This window comes from Endozoicomonas sp. ALB091, assembly GCF_049310265.1.
Taxonomy (GTDB): Bacteria; Pseudomonadota; Gammaproteobacteria; order Pseudomonadales; family Endozoicomonadaceae; genus Endozoicomonas.
In genome coordinates this window covers 213943-230512 of sequence record NZ_JBLYNQ010000003.1, presented here as the reverse complement: position 1 = coordinate 230512, position 16570 = coordinate 213943, and the positions used below count along the sequence as shown (strand labels likewise).

General features: G+C 48.6%; 15 protein-coding genes. 8 read left to right on the top strand and 7 right to left on the bottom strand.

The features are described from left to right. The first annotated feature begins 66 nt into the window (after nucleotides 1–66). Nucleotides 67–1119, top strand: coding sequence for an aldo/keto reductase (locus ACO6UX_RS03965; RefSeq protein WP_422445065.1), 1053 nt, complete (start codon nucleotides 67–69; stop codon nucleotides 1117–1119). A 616-nt stretch (nucleotides 1120–1735) separates the two neighbouring features. Here ACO6UX_RS03965 and ACO6UX_RS03960 read toward each other — a convergent pair. From ACO6UX_RS03960 to ACO6UX_RS03940, 5 genes are all read right to left on the bottom strand, one after another. Next, nucleotides 1736–2758, bottom strand: a complete 1023-nt coding sequence (locus tag ACO6UX_RS03960; RefSeq protein WP_422445063.1) for an ETS domain-containing protein — start codon at nucleotides 2756–2758, stop codon at nucleotides 1736–1738. Nucleotides 2759–2906: 148 nt separating this feature from the next. Beyond that, nucleotides 2907–3533, bottom strand: a complete 627-nt coding sequence (locus tag ACO6UX_RS03955) for a hypothetical protein (RefSeq protein ID WP_422445061.1) — start codon at nucleotides 3531–3533, stop codon at nucleotides 2907–2909. A 391-nt stretch (nucleotides 3534–3924) separates the two neighbouring features. Then, nucleotides 3925–4494, bottom strand: coding sequence for a hypothetical protein (locus ACO6UX_RS03950; RefSeq protein ID WP_422445059.1), 570 nt, complete (start codon nucleotides 4492–4494; stop codon nucleotides 3925–3927). A gap of 143 nt (nucleotides 4495–4637) precedes the next feature. Then, nucleotides 4638–5390, bottom strand: a complete 753-nt coding sequence (phnP, locus tag ACO6UX_RS03945; RefSeq protein ID WP_422445057.1) for a phosphonate metabolism protein PhnP — start codon at nucleotides 5388–5390, stop codon at nucleotides 4638–4640. A gap of 20 nt (nucleotides 5391–5410) precedes the next feature. Further along, nucleotides 5411–5890: an Lrp/AsnC family transcriptional regulator gene (locus ACO6UX_RS03940; protein ID WP_422445055.1), complete on the bottom strand. Its 480-nt coding sequence runs from the start codon at nucleotides 5888–5890 to the stop codon at nucleotides 5411–5413. Between the two features lie 320 nt (nucleotides 5891–6210). On the opposite strand from ACO6UX_RS03940, the gene hppD reads away from it, so the two are divergent. From hppD to ACO6UX_RS03915, 5 genes are all read left to right on the top strand, one after another. Then, the gene (hppD, locus tag ACO6UX_RS03935; protein ID WP_422445053.1) at nucleotides 6211–7290 is read left to right on the top strand and encodes a 4-hydroxyphenylpyruvate dioxygenase; all 1080 of its coding nucleotides are present in this window, start codon (nucleotides 6211–6213) and stop codon (nucleotides 7288–7290) included. A gap of 141 nt (nucleotides 7291–7431) precedes the next feature. After that, the gene (phhA, locus tag ACO6UX_RS03930; protein ID WP_422445051.1) at nucleotides 7432–8232 is read left to right on the top strand and encodes a phenylalanine 4-monooxygenase; all 801 of its coding nucleotides are present in this window, start codon (nucleotides 7432–7434) and stop codon (nucleotides 8230–8232) included. A gap of 518 nt (nucleotides 8233–8750) precedes the next feature. Beyond that, nucleotides 8751–9608: an alpha/beta fold hydrolase gene (locus ACO6UX_RS03925; protein WP_422445049.1), complete on the top strand. Its 858-nt coding sequence runs from the start codon at nucleotides 8751–8753 to the stop codon at nucleotides 9606–9608. A 41-nt stretch (nucleotides 9609–9649) separates the two neighbouring features. Next, nucleotides 9650–10567 carry a DUF4892 domain-containing protein gene (locus tag ACO6UX_RS03920; protein WP_422445047.1) on the top strand — a complete coding sequence of 306 codons (918 nt, stop codon included), beginning with the start codon at nucleotides 9650–9652 and terminating at the stop codon, nucleotides 10565–10567. A 207-nt stretch (nucleotides 10568–10774) separates the two neighbouring features. Next, complete coding sequence (locus ACO6UX_RS03915; RefSeq protein WP_422445045.1) at nucleotides 10775–11317, top strand: hypothetical protein; 543 nt, start codon at nucleotides 10775–10777, stop codon at nucleotides 11315–11317. A 312-nt stretch (nucleotides 11318–11629) separates the two neighbouring features. On the opposite strand, the gene ACO6UX_RS03910 is transcribed toward ACO6UX_RS03915, so the two are convergent. Further along, nucleotides 11630–11869, bottom strand: a complete 240-nt coding sequence (locus ACO6UX_RS03910) for a YecH family metal-binding protein (protein ID WP_163372612.1) — start codon at nucleotides 11867–11869, stop codon at nucleotides 11630–11632. A gap of 198 nt (nucleotides 11870–12067) precedes the next feature. On the opposite strand from ACO6UX_RS03910, the gene ACO6UX_RS03905 reads away from it, so the two are divergent. Then, nucleotides 12068–13123 carry an ADP-ribosylglycohydrolase family protein gene (locus tag ACO6UX_RS03905; RefSeq protein ID WP_422445043.1) on the top strand — a complete coding sequence of 352 codons (1056 nt, stop codon included), beginning with the start codon at nucleotides 12068–12070 and terminating at the stop codon, nucleotides 13121–13123. A 121-nt stretch (nucleotides 13124–13244) separates the two neighbouring features. Here the strand turns inward: ACO6UX_RS03905 and ACO6UX_RS03900 are convergent, their stop codons facing one another. Next, nucleotides 13245–13910 carry a potassium channel family protein gene (locus tag ACO6UX_RS03900; protein WP_422445041.1) on the bottom strand — a complete coding sequence of 222 codons (666 nt, stop codon included), beginning with the start codon at nucleotides 13908–13910 and terminating at the stop codon, nucleotides 13245–13247. Nucleotides 13911–14126: 216 nt separating this feature from the next. On the opposite strand from ACO6UX_RS03900, the gene ACO6UX_RS03895 reads away from it, so the two are divergent. Beyond that, entirely contained in the window at nucleotides 14127–16550 is a 2424-nt protein-coding gene (locus ACO6UX_RS03895; RefSeq protein ID WP_422445039.1) for a DNA translocase FtsK, read from the top strand. Nucleotides 16551–16570: the final 20 nt, after the last annotated feature.

Genomic DNA, 16570 nt, shown 5'->3' with positions numbered 1-16570 from the left:
CTCCTGATTGTGTTTTTCTATTACTGTAATATGCATTAACCCTTAAAAATACCGGGGAGTCGGTCAGTGAAAAAAATTAAACTGGGATGCAGTGAACTGCAGGTGACAGAGGTCTGCCTGGGATCCATGACCTGGGGACAGCAGAACTCTCTGAATGAGGCGTTAGAGCAGATTGACTTCGCGCTGGACCAGGGAATTAACTTTATCGATACGGCCGAGATGTATCCGGTTCCCCCTGATGAGCAGACCAGCGGTGAAACTGAGCGCTGCATTGGTGAATGGATCCGGGCCAATCCGGGCAAGCGTGATGAGGTTGTCATTGCCACGAAAATTGTCGGTGTGGGACTACCGTGGATACGTAATGGCAGCCCAATCAGTGGTCAGCGTATTAAAGAAGCGGTGGAAGGTTCTCTGAAACGCCTGAATACAGACTGTATTGATCTTTACCAGCTGCACTGGCCAAACCGGGTCTCTCCCCATTTTGCCAGACACTGGCCAGGGATGGTTCCCCATACCCAGGTGGATCGAGCGCGGCAGGAAGCGGAAATGGTGGATATTCTTCAAGGGCTGGATGATTGTATTAAAGCGGGGAAGATTCGTTATTGCGGCCTTTCAGATGATACGCCCTGGGGCATTGGTGAGTATGTGCGGCTGAGTGAGAAGTATGATTTGCCCAGGATGGTATCTATCCAGAACGAGTTCAGCTTAATACATGCCAAGGACTCACCCTATGTATTGGAATCCTGTGTATTAAATGATGTCGCTTATCTGCCCTGGTCGCCACTTGGCGGTGGAGTGCTGTCTGGCAAGTACCGAAATGGACAGATTCCGTCGGGTTCCCGTTGGTCTTTTCAGCAGAGAAATGGTCTCTTCCGCAATACCCCAATGACTCACAAGGCGATTGAAGGCTATCATGGGGTAGCTAAGCGCCATGGGTTCTCCCTGGCACAGATGGCACTGGCCTGGGTATATCAAACAGAGGGTGTAACATCGACGATTATCGGAGCCAGTTCACTGACGCAGCTTAAGGAAAATATTGATGCCTGCCAGCTGAAATTATCAAAAGAGGTGCTGGGCGAGATCAATGCTGTATTCCGTCAATACCCGGTACCTTTTTAAAGCAATCGGTCGCTGAGGGTGTTTCTCCCAGCCAACAATGTTCAGATACAGATAAATGCCAGGTCAACTTCATCGGTTTACTCCTTTTCCATTATTTCCATCTGCAGGGAAAGGGTTTCAACCTGATCAAGTTCCTCTGAAGACAATGGGCGATAAAAACGTGGATACTCCCAGCCAAATCCCCCAGCGGAACGGTGTGGGCCATAATGGACTGCCGCCAAACCGAACTCCGGCATACATTACAGCGCCAATCCGGGGATGGCCCGCTTCTCTGAGACACTGTCGCAATGTCTGGTCTGAATGTAATCGGCCTTCTTCGGTGCCGCCCTGGCAGTAAGTAAAATCATGACTAACACAGCAGTGCAACCATTGATCAGGCTGGGATAATGTGCCATTCGGAAACAGGCTGCAGCCATCACTGACAAAGGGTTTTAACTCACTTTGATAATAATTGTTGTTATTTTCATAAATTCGTCTTTGTGGGGTTATAACTCAAGCACTCCAGTGTTGCCGTCACTGGTGGTCAGTGTCAAGGATTCATGGTTTGTCAGGGCAGTTCCATTCCCGGTGAGGCCGTGAGCAAGCCTACGAGTGGGGGCTCCTGGTTTGACTTTACTCAACGCATGAGTCCTATGGTTTTAAAATAATCAGCAACAACAGGATTCGATAGATTAAAGCGATAATGCAGTCTTGGCAGGTGGGTGCCATACTGATCAAATTTAGTAATTATGCCTGCGGTATAATAATTCCTGATTGATCTTGCAATATTTTCAAAGACGACGGGGGTTGTTCTTTGTCTGTGAGTGGTCCATTGCTCTGAAAATTTGTCGAGATCTTTAAATTCAAAGATACCTTGTCTAATATTTACCCAGGCAGTGGAGTTATCTCGATTATGAATAATATTATGTAATATAAATTTCCAGAGAGAATTTACTTTACACAAATTTTTATTTATTTGATCAGATTTTGGCTCACTTAATTGATGCTGATTGCAGAAGGCATATCTTTCCACCGGGGAGTAACCAACTTTCGGGCTATAGTGAGTGTAGGGATAGGGGAGAAGACTCTTTTCCTTTTCAGTGTATTTTGCTCTGGCACCTGAATTTGCAACCACCTGACTCTCCGGATTTTTTTCAGTACCTGTAAAATTATTCGTCATAGCTCCACTTTGCATGAATGAATTTAAAAAAGTATCTGATGAATCAGGATCTGTTTTTGTATAGGTAAACTGAGTATTTCTACTATTAGTTGACATAGAGTTATGTGCCAATTTATCAGATTCTTCATAAAACTGTGGTTGCCTTATTATGCCAGCTTCAGAAAAATAGAGGTGCATAGTTTTAGAGATGTTACTTTTTATCCTTGGGTTGTCATTAGAAGTGTTTTGTAAGCCACAAGGAACACTTAAATGGTTAAAACGTTGATAATTAATCTCCATCTGTCTTTGTGATAAGTTGGTTTGATGTTGTCTTGAGTTGAAGTGGTCGTTTGTAAATATTTGACGTGTGGTGGTATAAGGGGTGTATCTCAGGTGTTTTTCTTTATTCCGTACCGTTGTGGAATATCTTCGGTGAAGTTGATCATCGTTAGGGTTAGCTATTTTATTTAATGTCTTGTTAGCAGATATCGGGTTGCTCATAAAAAATTGACCCTGTATTTTATTGGTCTTTCTCTTTGTCAATGTTATATGGCTAAAAGTTCCATCTTTGAGTCATCTTTTTTGTCAGGTGGAACCACTTTTCAATGTGTTGATACATATTCATTGTCGCTATGTTCAAAAGATAACATTATGATAGTGTTTCCTTCTTGCGCGCCTGATTGCGTTGCCTCTGATACTCCCTTTGGATCTTCCTTCGATACTCTGCATAATCGGGATTATTCTTGTAGCGTTCTCTCTGGTAATTTCTGAAGCGCTCCCTTTGTTTCTCTGCGTAAGCGGGATCTTTGCAGCGCTCCCTGTAGCGTTCCCTTGCGAGTGCCAGGTAAGCAGGATTTCTTTTCCGCGCCCTCTGTTGTTGTGCGTAATTGGGGTCATTCTTGTAGTACTCTTTTTGACGCTCTCTTTTGCGCTGCGCGAACTCGGGATCATTCCGGTAACGCTCCCTCTGGCGCGCCCTTTTACGCTCCTTTTGACGTTCTGCCTCAGCAGGATCTTTACAACATTTCCTGTTGCGCTTCACTGTCAGGGTGGAACTTGCATCCGGGACCTTATCTCTTGACCGGGCTGAATCACCTGATGAACCAATACCTAAAATAGACTGGATCGAAAAACGTTCATTAGCGGGAATATATTTTGGTGCATGATTATGCTTCTTCAGCCCCATTCTGACTGGCAAGTGATGTTCAGGGTTATAAACGATGACTATCGATCTTTTTTCAAACCGGGGATCCTCAAGTGGATTATGAAAATGCACCGTTGGCTGCTGAAGGTAGTTCCCAGGAGTTTCATTAGTGGACACAGCGCATGGAACAGTAGCTGTTTCTGCAACATCACGGGAGAAGGCCTGACAAAATCTGCCCGATTCAGAAAAAGCGGTATCTTGAAAATAAGAGACGTGGTACGAAACTGTATATATTGGCTCGGAAACAGTAGCTATATCCATTGAATTATTGAATTATGGAACTCTAGCTTTCTGACCACTCTTTTTACATAAAGTTCCCCACCTGACACAACTCATTTGAAATCTTTGTTATGGATTGTCTGAATACCCATATGTCATGTCAGGGACTGCGGTGAAGGCAGTCGCTACTGAAGGCAGGATGATTGACGGGGTGATTATGTGTGGGTATTAACGCTTCTCTGCACTATTCGAGATTCTCTTCCCAGTCATCAATCAACCAGTCACCGGCCATCCAGTACTGGTCAATATCCATGCTACGCACTGGGTCATCACCTCGATCAAACATGTCCTTGCCTTCTTTAAAGGCTTCTAAACACTCGTCTGCCAGTACCTGCCCATGAATGTTCAAGCCAGTGGAGAATTCATCCGGAAAGTGCTTGAGGCTTTCAGCCAGTCCCTGGCTTGGGTCAGATGGCCACAATTTTTTCAGCACAGCGCGGGAAGCGCCGTAGGTGATCTCATCAATATGAGTTCCCTGACAGTGAGCCCGGTAGATCGCCATCAGGCTCAGGTCATCGGGCTCAGCAGTGGTGATCATTATCAAGGGCTGTTTCTGCTGGCAGTCAAACTCACTGGCTAACAGGTGAAGCGCCAGCCCTTCCGCAGAATAAAGGGGGCTGATATGGCAGGCATTGCAGGCAGTAATCAGTATCTGTCCAGAGGCATCAAGAATACAGGCTGTATAGGGCGATGCAGGGTTTGCATTGACGCCAAGCTCCAGCAGCTCACCCATCAACTCGGTGTAATCAGACATGTTGATAACTCCAGATCACCGTGATCCCAACAGGCGGTCAAGACTCACAGTCATCGATATTGAGGCATGCTTAAACATAGTTGATGGCCAGCGTTTTGTCTGCCCATAGTCCTAACCCGGATATTTCATAAACATGCTCCTGCCTAAAGGGTGATTACCAACCCATCATGGCCAGCTTCAATATTTTTTGGTAACGGATTGGTATTCATCCAGTTATCAAGCTCATGGCCAATATGGGTAAGAATCGTGCGTGATGGTTGTATCCTCTGGTGCAACTCCATAACATCATTCAGGCTGTTGTGAGCTCCGGGAGACGCTGACATGTCCGGAGGGTAACTACAGTCAATAATCATGACATTGACCGGATTGCTGGTAAAAAAGGTGAGGGTCTCCTCTGGCAGTCCCAGGGTATCCGTCAGGTAGACCAGTGTCCTGCCATTACGGTGAAAAACATAGCCCATGGTTGGGCGTGAGTGACTGAGGGGAACAGGGGTTATCCTGACACCATTGACAGTAAAGGGAGCGAAGGGCGTCACTGTCTGACTGAAATCCAGAATGCCGGAATGTTTCAACAGCTCTTCCGGGGCATCCGAGGTGTCTGGCCCGGTCACGGATATTTTCAGGCCACTTCCCCAGCGCAGGCTGAATAAACCGGCAATATGATCCATATGGTAATGGGTCAGAATAATCTGTTTCAGGGAGCCTGCTGGAAAACGATCTTCAATATCCGTAAGCCCTGCATCAATAAGCATCATTTCATTGTCGGACTCCAGGATGGCGGAAGCCGGGCGGCGAGCGAGAAAAGGGTCCATGATGGCTTTAATGCAGGCGGGGCAGTCACAACCATAAACCGGGCATCCTTTCACGCTGCCTGTGCCGGTCAGGGTAAACTTCATCGGGAACTCCATAAAAGACTCTATAAGCTGAGGGGCAGTACCGTGGTGGATTTAATGGCAGAGAGAGCCAGGGCCGTTTTGATCTGGCTGATACCGGGAATTTTCATCAGTTCTTCCATCAGGAAAAAAGAGAGTGCGTGCTGATTTTTGGCCACCACCTTTAACAGGTAATCGCCATCACTGCCAGTGATGGCATGACACTCCATAACCGGAGACATGTCCAGAATGGCCTCTTTGAAATGGGTTGCAGAGTCCGGGGTATGGTTATCCAGGGAAACCGTGATAAAGGCTTCAACATCCAGGCCAACCGCCTGCGGGTTCAGTAAAGTCACCTGTTTTTGTATATAGCCTTTTGCCTTCAGCCGACTGATACGGCGGGAGCATTGTGATGCAGAGAGGCTGACCAGCTCTGCAAGACATTGCAGGGATAGCGCATCATTCTTCTGGAGTGCAGACAAAAGTCTGATGTCGTAGGTATCCAATACATTTCTGCTCGCCATCCGATCCCTCGCTGTGTTGTTGGCCACACTTCTGATCAATGCAGACAGACCCGGATTAAGCATCTTCTCTAACCGGAATAATGCACTTCTTTCATTAACAACCTCCGGCAATCAGGGCTGCTGCCGAATTTATTGGCAGGATCCCGACATAACTGGCTGCTTTCAGGTAGTGTAAGCCCGGTTTGATGGCTCCGCCAATTCATCTGATGCAAACCTTTTGTATCATCTTGCGTAATGAGGCTGCATATCGCAAGGCTTTTGCATCAGGGCGATCGTATACTTTTTCTATACTGTGGCTGGACTGTAAAAGAGGACGAAGCATGACAACGAACAAAATGTCAAAGATTACCAGCACAAACCCGATGGGAACCGACGGGTTTGAATTTGTCGAATACGCAGCGCCGGATGCGCTGGCACTGGAAAGCCTCTTCAAACAGTTTGGATTTGTTGCGGTAGCGCGCCACCGATCCAAAGAGGTGACACTCTATCGCCAGGGGGGAATTAACTTTATCGTTAACAGCGAGCCTGACTCATTTGCCCAGAAGTTTGCCCGGGAGCATGGCCCTTGTGCCTGTGCATTTGCCATTCGGGTAGAAGATGCGGCGTTTGCCTATGAGAGGGCGCTCAAACTGGGCTGTCAACCCGGGCCAACCCAGAGTGGTTCCATGGAGCTGAATATCCCATCCATTGTGGGCATCGGTGGCTGCCTGATTTATCTGGTTGACCGATATGGCGACAAAGGGTCGATTTATGATGTGGACTTCGTTCCTGTTGAGGGCGTTGATCAGGAACCTGAAGGTGTCGGCCTGACCTTTATCGATCATCTTACCCACAATGTCCAGCGGGGCAATATGGATAAGTGGGCATCTTACTACGAGGATATTTTTAACTTCCGTGAGATTCGATATTTTGATATTGAAGGCAAGTTGACCGGGTTGAAATCCAGGGCAATGACCAGTCCCTGTGGGAAGATCAGAATTCCCATCAATGAATCTTCTGATGACAAGAGCCAGATTGAAGAGTATCTGCACCAATATAATGGCGAGGGTATCCAGCATATCGCGCTGTACTCCAAAGATATCTATCAATCGGTACCGGCGATGCGGGGCAACGGTGCCGCCTTTCTGACCCCGCCACCGGACACCTATTACGAGATGCTCTCTGAAAGGCTGCCCTGGCACCAGGAAGATGTTGATAAGTTGAAAGCCAGTGCCATCCTTATGGACGGTGCACCTACTGAGGAGGGTGGATTGCTGTTACAGATTTTCACTGAAACCGCCATTGGCCCGATTTTCTTTGAGATCATCCAGCGCAAAGGGGATGAAGGGTTTGGTGAGGGTAACTTTACCGCGCTGTTTGAAAGCATGGAAAGGGATCAGATGAGAAGAGGGGTGTTGTAGCTTTTTCTCTGATCTGACTGATCACCAATCCGTCGGGTTTTCTTATGGAACAGGTTCTATTACAGGGCTTTTCAGGGGAATGAACCATCAATCCGGTGGGGTAGTGATTCACTACCTTGCTGCAAGGCCGGGGAGAGTTTTATGAAGTCATCCAAATATCAGGCCAGAAAGCCTGACGAGTCAGGCTTTATTGAATATACAGATGAGGAGCATGAAACCTGGAGTATTCTGTATCACCGACAGATTGAGTTATTGCAAGGTCGGGCATGTGATGAATACATGGACGGCATCGAAGAACTGGCCATGCCGTCAGAGCGCATTCCACAACTGGATGAAATAAACCGTGTGCTTAACGGTAAAACCGGCTGGGGGGTTGCCAGGGTGCCGGCGCTGATCTCCTTTGATCGTTTTTTTAAGCTTTTAGCCGACAAACAATTCCCGGTTGCCACCTTTATCCGCGTCAGAGATGAGCTGGATTATCTGCAGGAACCGGATATTTTTCATGAAATATTTGGTCACTGCCCTCTGCTGACCAATCAGGATTTTGCTGACTTTACGGAAACCTATGGCAGGCTCGGTCTGGCTGCCAGCAAAGAAGAGCGGGTTTACCTTGCCAGGCTTTATTGGATGACGGTTGAGTTTGGCTTATTGAATACCTCCCGGGGGTTGCGTATTTATGGCGGTGGAATTCTCTCCAGCTTCGGTGAAACGGCCTATGCCCTGGAGAGTGATATTCCCGTCAGAACCGCCTTTGACCCACTGACAGCACTGAGAACGCCCTACCGGATCGATATTTTGCAGCCATTGTATTATGTACTGGACGATATTGCGGTCCTTCATCGCCTTGGTGACATGGATATTATGGCGCTGGTCCATCAGGCGATGGCGATGCCTTTGCTTCCCCCAATGTTTGAGCCCAAGTCTGAAGAGGGTGCTGCGTGAGTCAGCATCCTATAACTTATTGGTTTTATATTATCCAATCATAACTGTTATGCTCATTAAGGTCATAAAGAACTGAAAGTAACGGGATGCTTGGAGACATCAGACGTCAAGGCGAAGGACTGAGAGCCTGTTCGTGCAATAATCACGGTTGTGCTTTAAGCGACAATGTTCTTATTTTTTGATCTGGATCAATAAAGTGTGTGCGGGAAATACGTATTCTGTAGTCACTCCTGTAGCGGGTTGCCGAAGTCAGCAGGTCGCAGCAAAAACAAAAAAGGCGGGACCGGATTCCCTGCCGCTAAAGGAAAAAGAATATATACCACTCCAATAACAATTAAAATCGCTCTGTGCTGTCTGACAGTAGTTCCGCCCCGTTTTTACGGGGTTTCTGTTTTTGTTGCTTCCCTGTGTTAACATTCACGATTTCTCTGATAGATTGGCTGTGATTGCAATGGTCAGCCATTCGGCCTTACTTCTTTCCTAAATAAGTCAATACTTTGAATTGCAAGGAGTCTACGATGTATCCAAGGGAGCTGAACATTCAAACACCGCATTTAACATTTGCTGCGTTGGAGTGGGGGGACCCTGAGGGTGTTCCGGTGATCGCACTTCATGGGTGGCTGGATAATGCGGCCAGTTTCACTCCCATGGCCCCAAAGTTAGAGGGCATCAGGCTGATAGCTGTGGACCAGGCGGGCCATGGTCTTTCTCAACATCGTCCCGCGTGGTTCAGTTATGATGTTTGGCACTACGTTGAAGATCTGGTTTATATCGCTGAGTCATTGCAACTTGAACGGTTTGGTTTGCTTGGGCATTCCATGGGCGGTGTGGTCAGTGCGATGGCAGCGGGCTCCGTGCTGAAAGATCAGGTTGCCGGGTTGGTAGCTATTGACGGGCTTTTCCCCTGGCCAAGAAACCCTGAAGATGCTCCTCAAGCACTGGCGAACTATATCAATCAACGCAGAACACCGGTTGATCAGCTGCCAGTGACCCGCTATCGATCGAAGGAGCTGGCCGTTCGGGCCAGGGCCATGGGCCAGTTCAAAGTTTCCAGGCAATCGTCAGAACTGCTGGTGGATCGATCTATTATTCAGGATGGAGATGACTGGATCTGGACGGCAGATCCCCGTTTAAAGCTGGGATCTCCCACCCGTTTTTCCCTTGAGCAGACCCTGGCATTTCCCCGGCAGATAACCTGTAATGCTCATATGGTCTATGTTGACATTGGTCCGATCAGTGACGCTATTAACCAGTATCATCATAAGCTGCCAAATATTCATTTTCACCCGATGAGTGGCAACCATCATCTTCACATGGACGATCAGGTGGAAGCGATTGCCAATATAGTTAACTCTGTTTTAGGCAGTAAATTATGATAGTCTGAAACGTCGTTGGGGGAAGACTTGGATGGTGTTTCATGAATAAAGTGATTGTGGATATCCCGGGTCTACTGAAGACTCTTAAATCTGGCTCTTTAACCATTGCCTGCAAAATAATCAGTACCCTGCTTTGCCTGGTAATTGGCGCTTCAACCTATGCGTCGGGACTTCCAGCGTATCCTAATGCCCGCATAGAGCTTGCCATCGATGAGAACCGACAGAACCACCCGATCATTACCAATCGGATGAAGCGGGTCAACGGCGTTGTTACCTCGGATGGCGCTCAGTGGCTTGACGGGCACCTGATCAGGGACCTCTACTTTCTGCCGCCCGGGCACAGCAGCAATCAGGGCTATGAATTTTATGTCAGCCTGTTGCAAGGGGAGGGTGTTGAGACGCTGTTTGAATGCCGCAGTTTTTCCTGTGGTGCCAGTAATTTCTGGGCTAACGATGTCTTCGATATTTCCACGCTCTATGGTCAGGATAAGGAACAAGCTTTTTATATTGGGAAAAAGCTGAATGCTTTCTATACGGTCTACGCGGTGCGTCGGGGCAATGGACGCATTTATACATTGGTGGATATCTTTAAGCCCCATGACTATGAGATGGAACGTACAATCGAACAGGATGCTGGCAACAATGTCTTCAGGCTGGAACCCGGTAAATCCGGGATTGAAAAAAGTTCTGATCTGGCCTCATTTGTTACAAATATGAACATTGACTCATCAATGAATGCTCTGCTTATCATTCACAGCACGGTACCCGAGACCCTGGCAGAGCTGGATACCTGGCAGAACAAAATGGAAGTACTGCAAGAGAATATTGTTCAGCATTTAAATGAGCAGGGGATCAGCGAGTCACGACTACGCTTCAATATTTCCATTGGCACTGAAGATAATTCGCTGGACCCGGGAACAACACCATCTTTCGGGCTTGAAATTGTGCCTTTAAATTAAAGGTCGAGTGCCATTTTCTTCAAATTGGGCTTATGTTCACGGACTTATCCGCACCTGATGATCTTTATCCGGAACTATGAGTGATTTTACAGGTCGATTTTACAGGTCGAATGTGTTCAAGCAGTGAAATAGCTGCTGATAATCAGCGATTTTAAAAGAACTCGATTTTAAAATAACTATCGTTAACTACTTTCAGATTGATCCAAAATGCAAAGCTTGCCTGCTACACCGTCAGGAGCGAATGGTTACATTAATAATCCTGGCTGTACTTTAGAAAATGATAATTGCCGTTCATCATGCCTCGGCCTGACCTGGGCCGGTGCAACTTCTACCGGTGCGGTGATTGGTTCGTGCTTACCCTTAGAAGGCACCATGGTGGCTAAAGTGTGTTTCGGTGCTCTTGCTGGTTCGGGTGTCGGTATTTTCGCAATCCTTGGAATAGGTGCCTATTTCGATGCTAAATATGGTGGCTGCTGCGGTATAATGTCTCGGGAGGCTGCTCCTGTTCACATTGATCTTTCAATTAGCAGAACAGCCCCGCAACCAGGGAGAGAGTCCATCGTGGCGGTTCAGCCCTTGCCTATGCACAACGATTCAAAGCAGACGGGATCAGACCAGGCATTGACGGTTATCAGCCTGGAGTCTAATCATTTGTTGCCAGAGCCACCTCCATCTTACGTGACGGTTATAAGCTCGCAGTTAGAGCTTCAGCCGCCACCTCCATCTTACAGAGAGATTTTTCCCAGCTAAACCATGAAGCATTAACTCGATAAAAAGTGGAGTTTACCCTGAAGCAATCAGGAGTTTATGCGATGGATGATGTAATATTGATTCAGGTCAATATGTCAGAAAAAACAATACGTATTATGGCTTACGCCTGAAGGGGAAAGAGATGGGGGGATTTCTCCAGAAAAGGCCTTTACGTCGCGGGGGAGGTGACACAAAGGCCACAAAGATGAGACAGGCAACAACAATAAAATTTTGAAACCGGTTCTTGTGACCGGTTTTTTGTTTTCTGCTCAGAAAAACTCAGATTAAAAAAAGCCCGTAAACGGGCTTTTTTTAATGACAATGGCAGTTGCAACCAATGTATTGAATGCCTTCACTGGTTTCAATCAACTTACCTTTCCCAACAAACTGATCAACCAGTTCTGCTGCTGTCAGTTCCTGTGCGGAGCAGGTGTGGTATCGGGCTTCTTCACCAAACTCTGCTGACATTGCTGTGAGGAGCGCCTCTTTACTCAGCGCAGCTTCCTGCTCTCTGATCATATTCAGTACATTGTGACCGTGTACGGATTCCATGGGCTTATTCTCATATAAATAGTGTGGACTTCAGGCAACAATACGCCGACTAATGCAATTAAATAGTCGTATATATTCGTATTAGTTTGGTATCACCATTCTGAATGCCCCTGTGTGAAATGGCAGCGAATACACTGCGGTGGTCGCTAAATTCAGCTATGTTCATGGGGTGTATACGGTTTGCAATGTGGGCTTGCTATGACTTCGACATCGACCATCAGATCATACCCTTCAAACATTGATAAACTGAGCCGGATAAAGGGTGGGGTGGCTGGCCTGCTCATTGGTGATGCCCTGGGCGTCGGCACCCACTGGTATTATGACCTGGATCAACTGGCTCAGGATTATGGCCCCTGGATTGATACTTATCAGGACCCGGCAGTTAATGGCTGCCATGGTTTTGCCAATATCAGTCATTTCCGTTATCAGCAGGGTGTCAGGGCAGGCGACGTTTCCCAGACGGGCCAGGTGATCGTATTGCTGCTTGAGTCTCTGGCCCATTGTGATGGCTTTGTACTGACAGATTTCCTTGCCCGGCTTGATGATTTCTTTGCGCCATTGTCCGGTGAGTCCTTTTCCGGGCGCTATACTGATGAATTGATGGTGGACCTGATCAGGGCACGCCGCACGGGGTTACATTGGGGGGATTCCGGGATTGCTTCGGGTTGTGACACAACCGAGGGAGCACAGTTTGTATCCCTTCTGGCCCTGGCGATTGATGACCCGGTTGAGCTGGTAGACGCTGCTGGTCAACTGCTGCAGACATTCTATCGGGAGCCTTTTATACGGCAGAATACACTGGTATTTGCCCTGGTTGTTCAGGCCATGGTCAACAGCGTTCCGCTGACCAAATTACCGGCCTGTTTAGCGGCTATGGCAAAATGCTCAGATGTGATGTCGGCAATACAGCGTTACGACCATCTACTGACTCCCGGGAATGGACAGGTGGCCTGGCAACCAGAGACCGTTCGTATAGAACCGGCCCTGCATATCAGTCAGGTTTATGGCATGGATTGCCAGCTTGTTCACCTGCTTCCCTGTGCTTACTACCTGATGCACCGCTACCCTGACCAGTTTGAGCAGGGTGTTTTGTCTGCCATTAATGGAGGCGGCAACAATATGGCCAGGGCTGCCTTAACGGGTGTGCTTCTGGGAGCGATGAATGGGCTGGAGGCGGTACCGGAGCGTTTGCTGAATGGGCTCCATAACAGTGACCGCTACTTACAGCTGGCAGACATGATGAGAGCACAGTGATGTTTCGGCAGCTATGTAGAGAATGTTTGCCGGTGAGTTTCCAGCAGAGTCTCATTGAATTTTCCCTCGTATAAGCCCTGTCGATGGCAGTTTATCCGCTGCCACCGAAACCAGGTTTGTCTTATTTCCCAACAAACCGGGCAATCATTACTGTCGGACTCAATACACCCACAATCGCTTCGAGAGATACCAGGCCCTGTGCCAGAGGGCTGAGGGGCAGAATGTCACCATAACCCAGCGTAGTCAGGGTGACAAAACTGAAGTAGAGATAATCCGGCCAGCTGGAAATACCCTGATTGGCAAGATCAAATGCCCCGGGGGTAATCAGGTTCACCAGTAAATAAAGATAACTGAACGTGATGCCCGTCAGTAAATAGAAGTTAATCGCCGCTAATAGTTTCTCGGCCTGTGGCTTAATGCTGAACAGGTGCCCGATAAGCATCAGCATCATGCCCAGGTGGAACAGCATGCTGGCTATTAAGGTGAAGAAGGGGAGCCAGTTTGGCGGGTTTGGGAACTCAACCACCGCCCTGAGTATCACGATAGTGGTGCCGGTGATCTCTAACCAGAGACGGATTTTTGGACTGTTTTCCGTCAGCGATCCGAGGGTCAGAACCAGGCTGGCAATCATCAGGCAGGAAAACAGGGTGACCCCAATGGATTGGTACTCCATGACAATAGGGGAGAACAGGATGCTGCAGGTCAGGGTGATCAACAATAGACCCATTGAAACAGCCGGGTTGCGGCTCATTCGCTGTGAGAAGTCAAGAAAGGATGGTCGAAACATGGGGGATTGGCCTTGAAGGGCGCTGCCTGAAAAGAAACAGCGCTCTAAAATACCCTGCAAGCAGATCCGGGGCTACAAAAACTGTTCATTTTTACCTCATTGGTCGATGTTTGTTCTTTGTATAAGAATGGATGCAGGATTGTCCGCAGTTAAGGGCTCGTGTTATCTTCTCGGGTTAAACTACTGTGTTTATAATCAGTTATCTCAGGGAGCCGAATGGCAGGGTCCGTAAGCAAAAAGAGTCATCAGCCGGATAAGAGTCATCAACCGGATAGTGATCAATCACAAGAGCCTGTTTCCATACGACGGTGCAAGCGTACAATCCGGGGCGCAGCAGCGGCGGAAACGCTCTCATCACGAGTGCGTGAAGGCATTATGTTTGGCTGGCTGGTACTGGCCGCTTTTCTGGCATTGGCACTGGCCAGTTATGATAAGGTCGATCCCGGCTGGTCTCATGTTGGCCCGGTCAGGGATATTGCTAACAGTGCCGGCAGATTCGGGGCATGGTCAGCGGATTTGCTGCTAACCCTGTTTGGGTTTCTGGCTTGGATGGTGCCGGTTATCCTGGTGATCAAGGCGATCCGGGTTTTTCGCTACCGGCATGAAGCGGATGAATGGAATTCCTGGTTACTGCTGATTCGCAGTATGGGTTTTATTCTGTCCATTGCTTCAGGGGCTGCCCTGGCTTCACTCCATTATCATGGGTTGAGTGAACTGTTTCCCTCGTCCAGCGGCGGGATTATTGGTGAGCTGCTTATTCATCTGTTCCTGCCAGCCTTTAATGTCACCGGCAGTACACTGCTGCTGATGGCGCTGTTTCTCCTCGGCGTGACACTTTATACCGATCTTTCCTGGTTTCGTTTGATGGACAGTGTCGGCTATTGGAGCCTGCGCTTCGCCGTTTACTGCAAAGAAAAGTTGATTGCGCTGTATTTTGACTTGCAGGATAAGCTGACCGCCAGAAAGCAGCGTGAGCCTGAGCCTGAGCAAAGCGAGCTGTCACCGGTGCAGGAGCCTGCATTAAAGCTGCAGGAAGACTCTATGCCACCGGCTCCACCGGTGGTTGAGAAGAGAGCCGAAAAGCCAAAGCCGGTAATAGTCCCTCCTCCAGCGAGGGAGAAAACGCCACCTCTGGTGGAACATACCCCGCAGGGAAGTTTACCAACCGTTTCGTTGCTCGATGAAGCCCGCCCCTCCGGCAAGGCCATGAGTCCAGAGTCTCTGGATGCCATGTCCCGGTTGCTGGAACTGAAGTTGAAAGACTTCAGTGTCGATGTCCAAGTGGTTGCTGTCCATCCAGGGCCGGTTATCACCCGTTTTGAGATTCAACCGGCACCCGGTACCAAGGCCAGTAAAATTACCAACCTGGCCAGCGACCTGGCCCGTTCTCTGGCAGTGGTCAGTGTCCGGGTGGTGGAAGTGATTCCCGGAAAGTCAGTAATGGGGATTGAGATTCCCAATGATGACCGAGAAACCGTTTTCTATAGCGAAATTATTTCATCCAGGGCTTTTGATGACGCCCAGTCTCCGGTCAGCCTTGCCCTGGGACATGATATTTCCGGTCAGCCGGTGATTGTTGACCTGGCTAAAATGCCGCACCTTCTGGTGGCCGGTACCACGGGTTCCGGTAAGTCCGTCGGTATCAATGCCATGATCCTGTCCATGCTGTTCAAGTCCAGCCCGGAAGATGTGCGGTTGATCATGATTGACCCGAAAATGCTGGAGTTGTCCATCTATGATGGCATTCCGCATCTTCTGGCACCGGTAGTGACGGACATGAAAGAGGCAGCCAATGCCCTGCGCTGGTGTGTTGCCGAGATGGAGCGTCGTTACAAGCTGATGGCACATCTGGGGGTTCGTAACATTGCCGGTTATAACCGCAAGGTGAAAGATGCCCTGGAAAGAGGGGAGCCGCACCGGGATCCCTTCTATCAGCCGGTATCAGCGGAAGATGTGGCACCAGAGTTAGGCACGCTGCCCTTTATCGTGGTCGTGGTTGATGAATTTGCCGACATGATGATGATTGTTGGTAAAAAGGTTGAAGAGCTGATTGCCCGTATTGCCCAAAAGGCTCGGGCAGCGGGTATTCATCTGATTCTGGCCACGCAGCGCCCATCCGTGGATGTGATTACCGGTCTGATTAAGGCCAACGTTCCTACCCGCATCAGTTTCCAGGTATCCAGCAAGATTGACTCCCGAACCATTATCGACCAGGGTGGCGCTGAGCAGTTACTGGGCCACGGTGACATGCTCTATCTACCCCCGGGAACCAGTGTTCCTGTCCGAATTCACGGGGCTTTTGTTGCTGACGATGAAGTACATCGGGTGGTGGCTGACTGGCAGCTGCGGGGAACGCCGGATTTTGTTGAAGAGATTCTCAATGGTGTCAGTGAGAGTTCTGAAGGCAGTGCATTTTCCGGCGGGCTGGATAACAATGAGCAGGATCCTCTTTACGATGAAGCCGTGGCTTTTGTTACCGAGTCGCGCAGGGCGTCCATTTCTTCGGTTCAAAGGCAGCTGAAGGTAGGTTATAACCGGGCGGCCCGAATGATTGAAGCCATGGAGGCGGCAGGTGTTGTCAGCCCGGCATTGACTAACGGCAATCGTGAAGTGATTGCTTCACCACCGCCCAAGCATTAATTATCCTGATTAAGTTCCTG

Coding starts and splice junctions, on each gene's coding strand:
- ACO6UX_RS03895 (WP_422445039.1), top strand. CDS start 14,127: ATGGCAGGGTCCGTAAGCAAAAAGAGTCATCAGCCGGATAAGAGTCAT.
- ACO6UX_RS03940 (WP_422445055.1), bottom strand. CDS start 5,890: ATGGCGAGCAGAAATGTATTGGATACCTACGACATCAGACTTTTGTCT.
- hppD (WP_422445053.1), top strand. CDS start 6,211: ATGACAACGAACAAAATGTCAAAGATTACCAGCACAAACCCGATGGGA.
- ACO6UX_RS03920 (WP_422445047.1), top strand. CDS start 9,650: ATGAATAAAGTGATTGTGGATATCCCGGGTCTACTGAAGACTCTTAAA.
- phhA (WP_422445051.1), top strand. CDS start 7,432: ATGAAGTCATCCAAATATCAGGCCAGAAAGCCTGACGAGTCAGGCTTT.
- ACO6UX_RS03910 (WP_163372612.1), bottom strand. CDS start 11,869: ATGGAATCCGTACACGGTCACAATGTACTGAATATGATCAGAGAGCAG.
- ACO6UX_RS03925 (WP_422445049.1), top strand. CDS start 8,751: ATGTATCCAAGGGAGCTGAACATTCAAACACCGCATTTAACATTTGCT.
- ACO6UX_RS03960 (WP_422445063.1), bottom strand. CDS start 2,758: ATGAGCAACCCGATATCTGCTAACAAGACATTAAATAAAATAGCTAAC.
- ACO6UX_RS03915 (WP_422445045.1), top strand. CDS start 10,775: ATGCAAAGCTTGCCTGCTACACCGTCAGGAGCGAATGGTTACATTAAT.
- ACO6UX_RS03900 (WP_422445041.1), bottom strand. CDS start 13,910: ATGTTTCGACCATCCTTTCTTGACTTCTCACAGCGAATGAGCCGCAAC.
- phnP (WP_422445057.1), bottom strand. CDS start 5,390: ATGAAGTTTACCCTGACCGGCACAGGCAGCGTGAAAGGATGCCCGGTT.
- ACO6UX_RS03950 (WP_422445059.1), bottom strand. CDS start 4,494: ATGTCTGATTACACCGAGTTGATGGGTGAGCTGCTGGAGCTTGGCGTC.
- ACO6UX_RS03905 (WP_422445043.1), top strand. CDS start 12,068: ATGACTTCGACATCGACCATCAGATCATACCCTTCAAACATTGATAAA.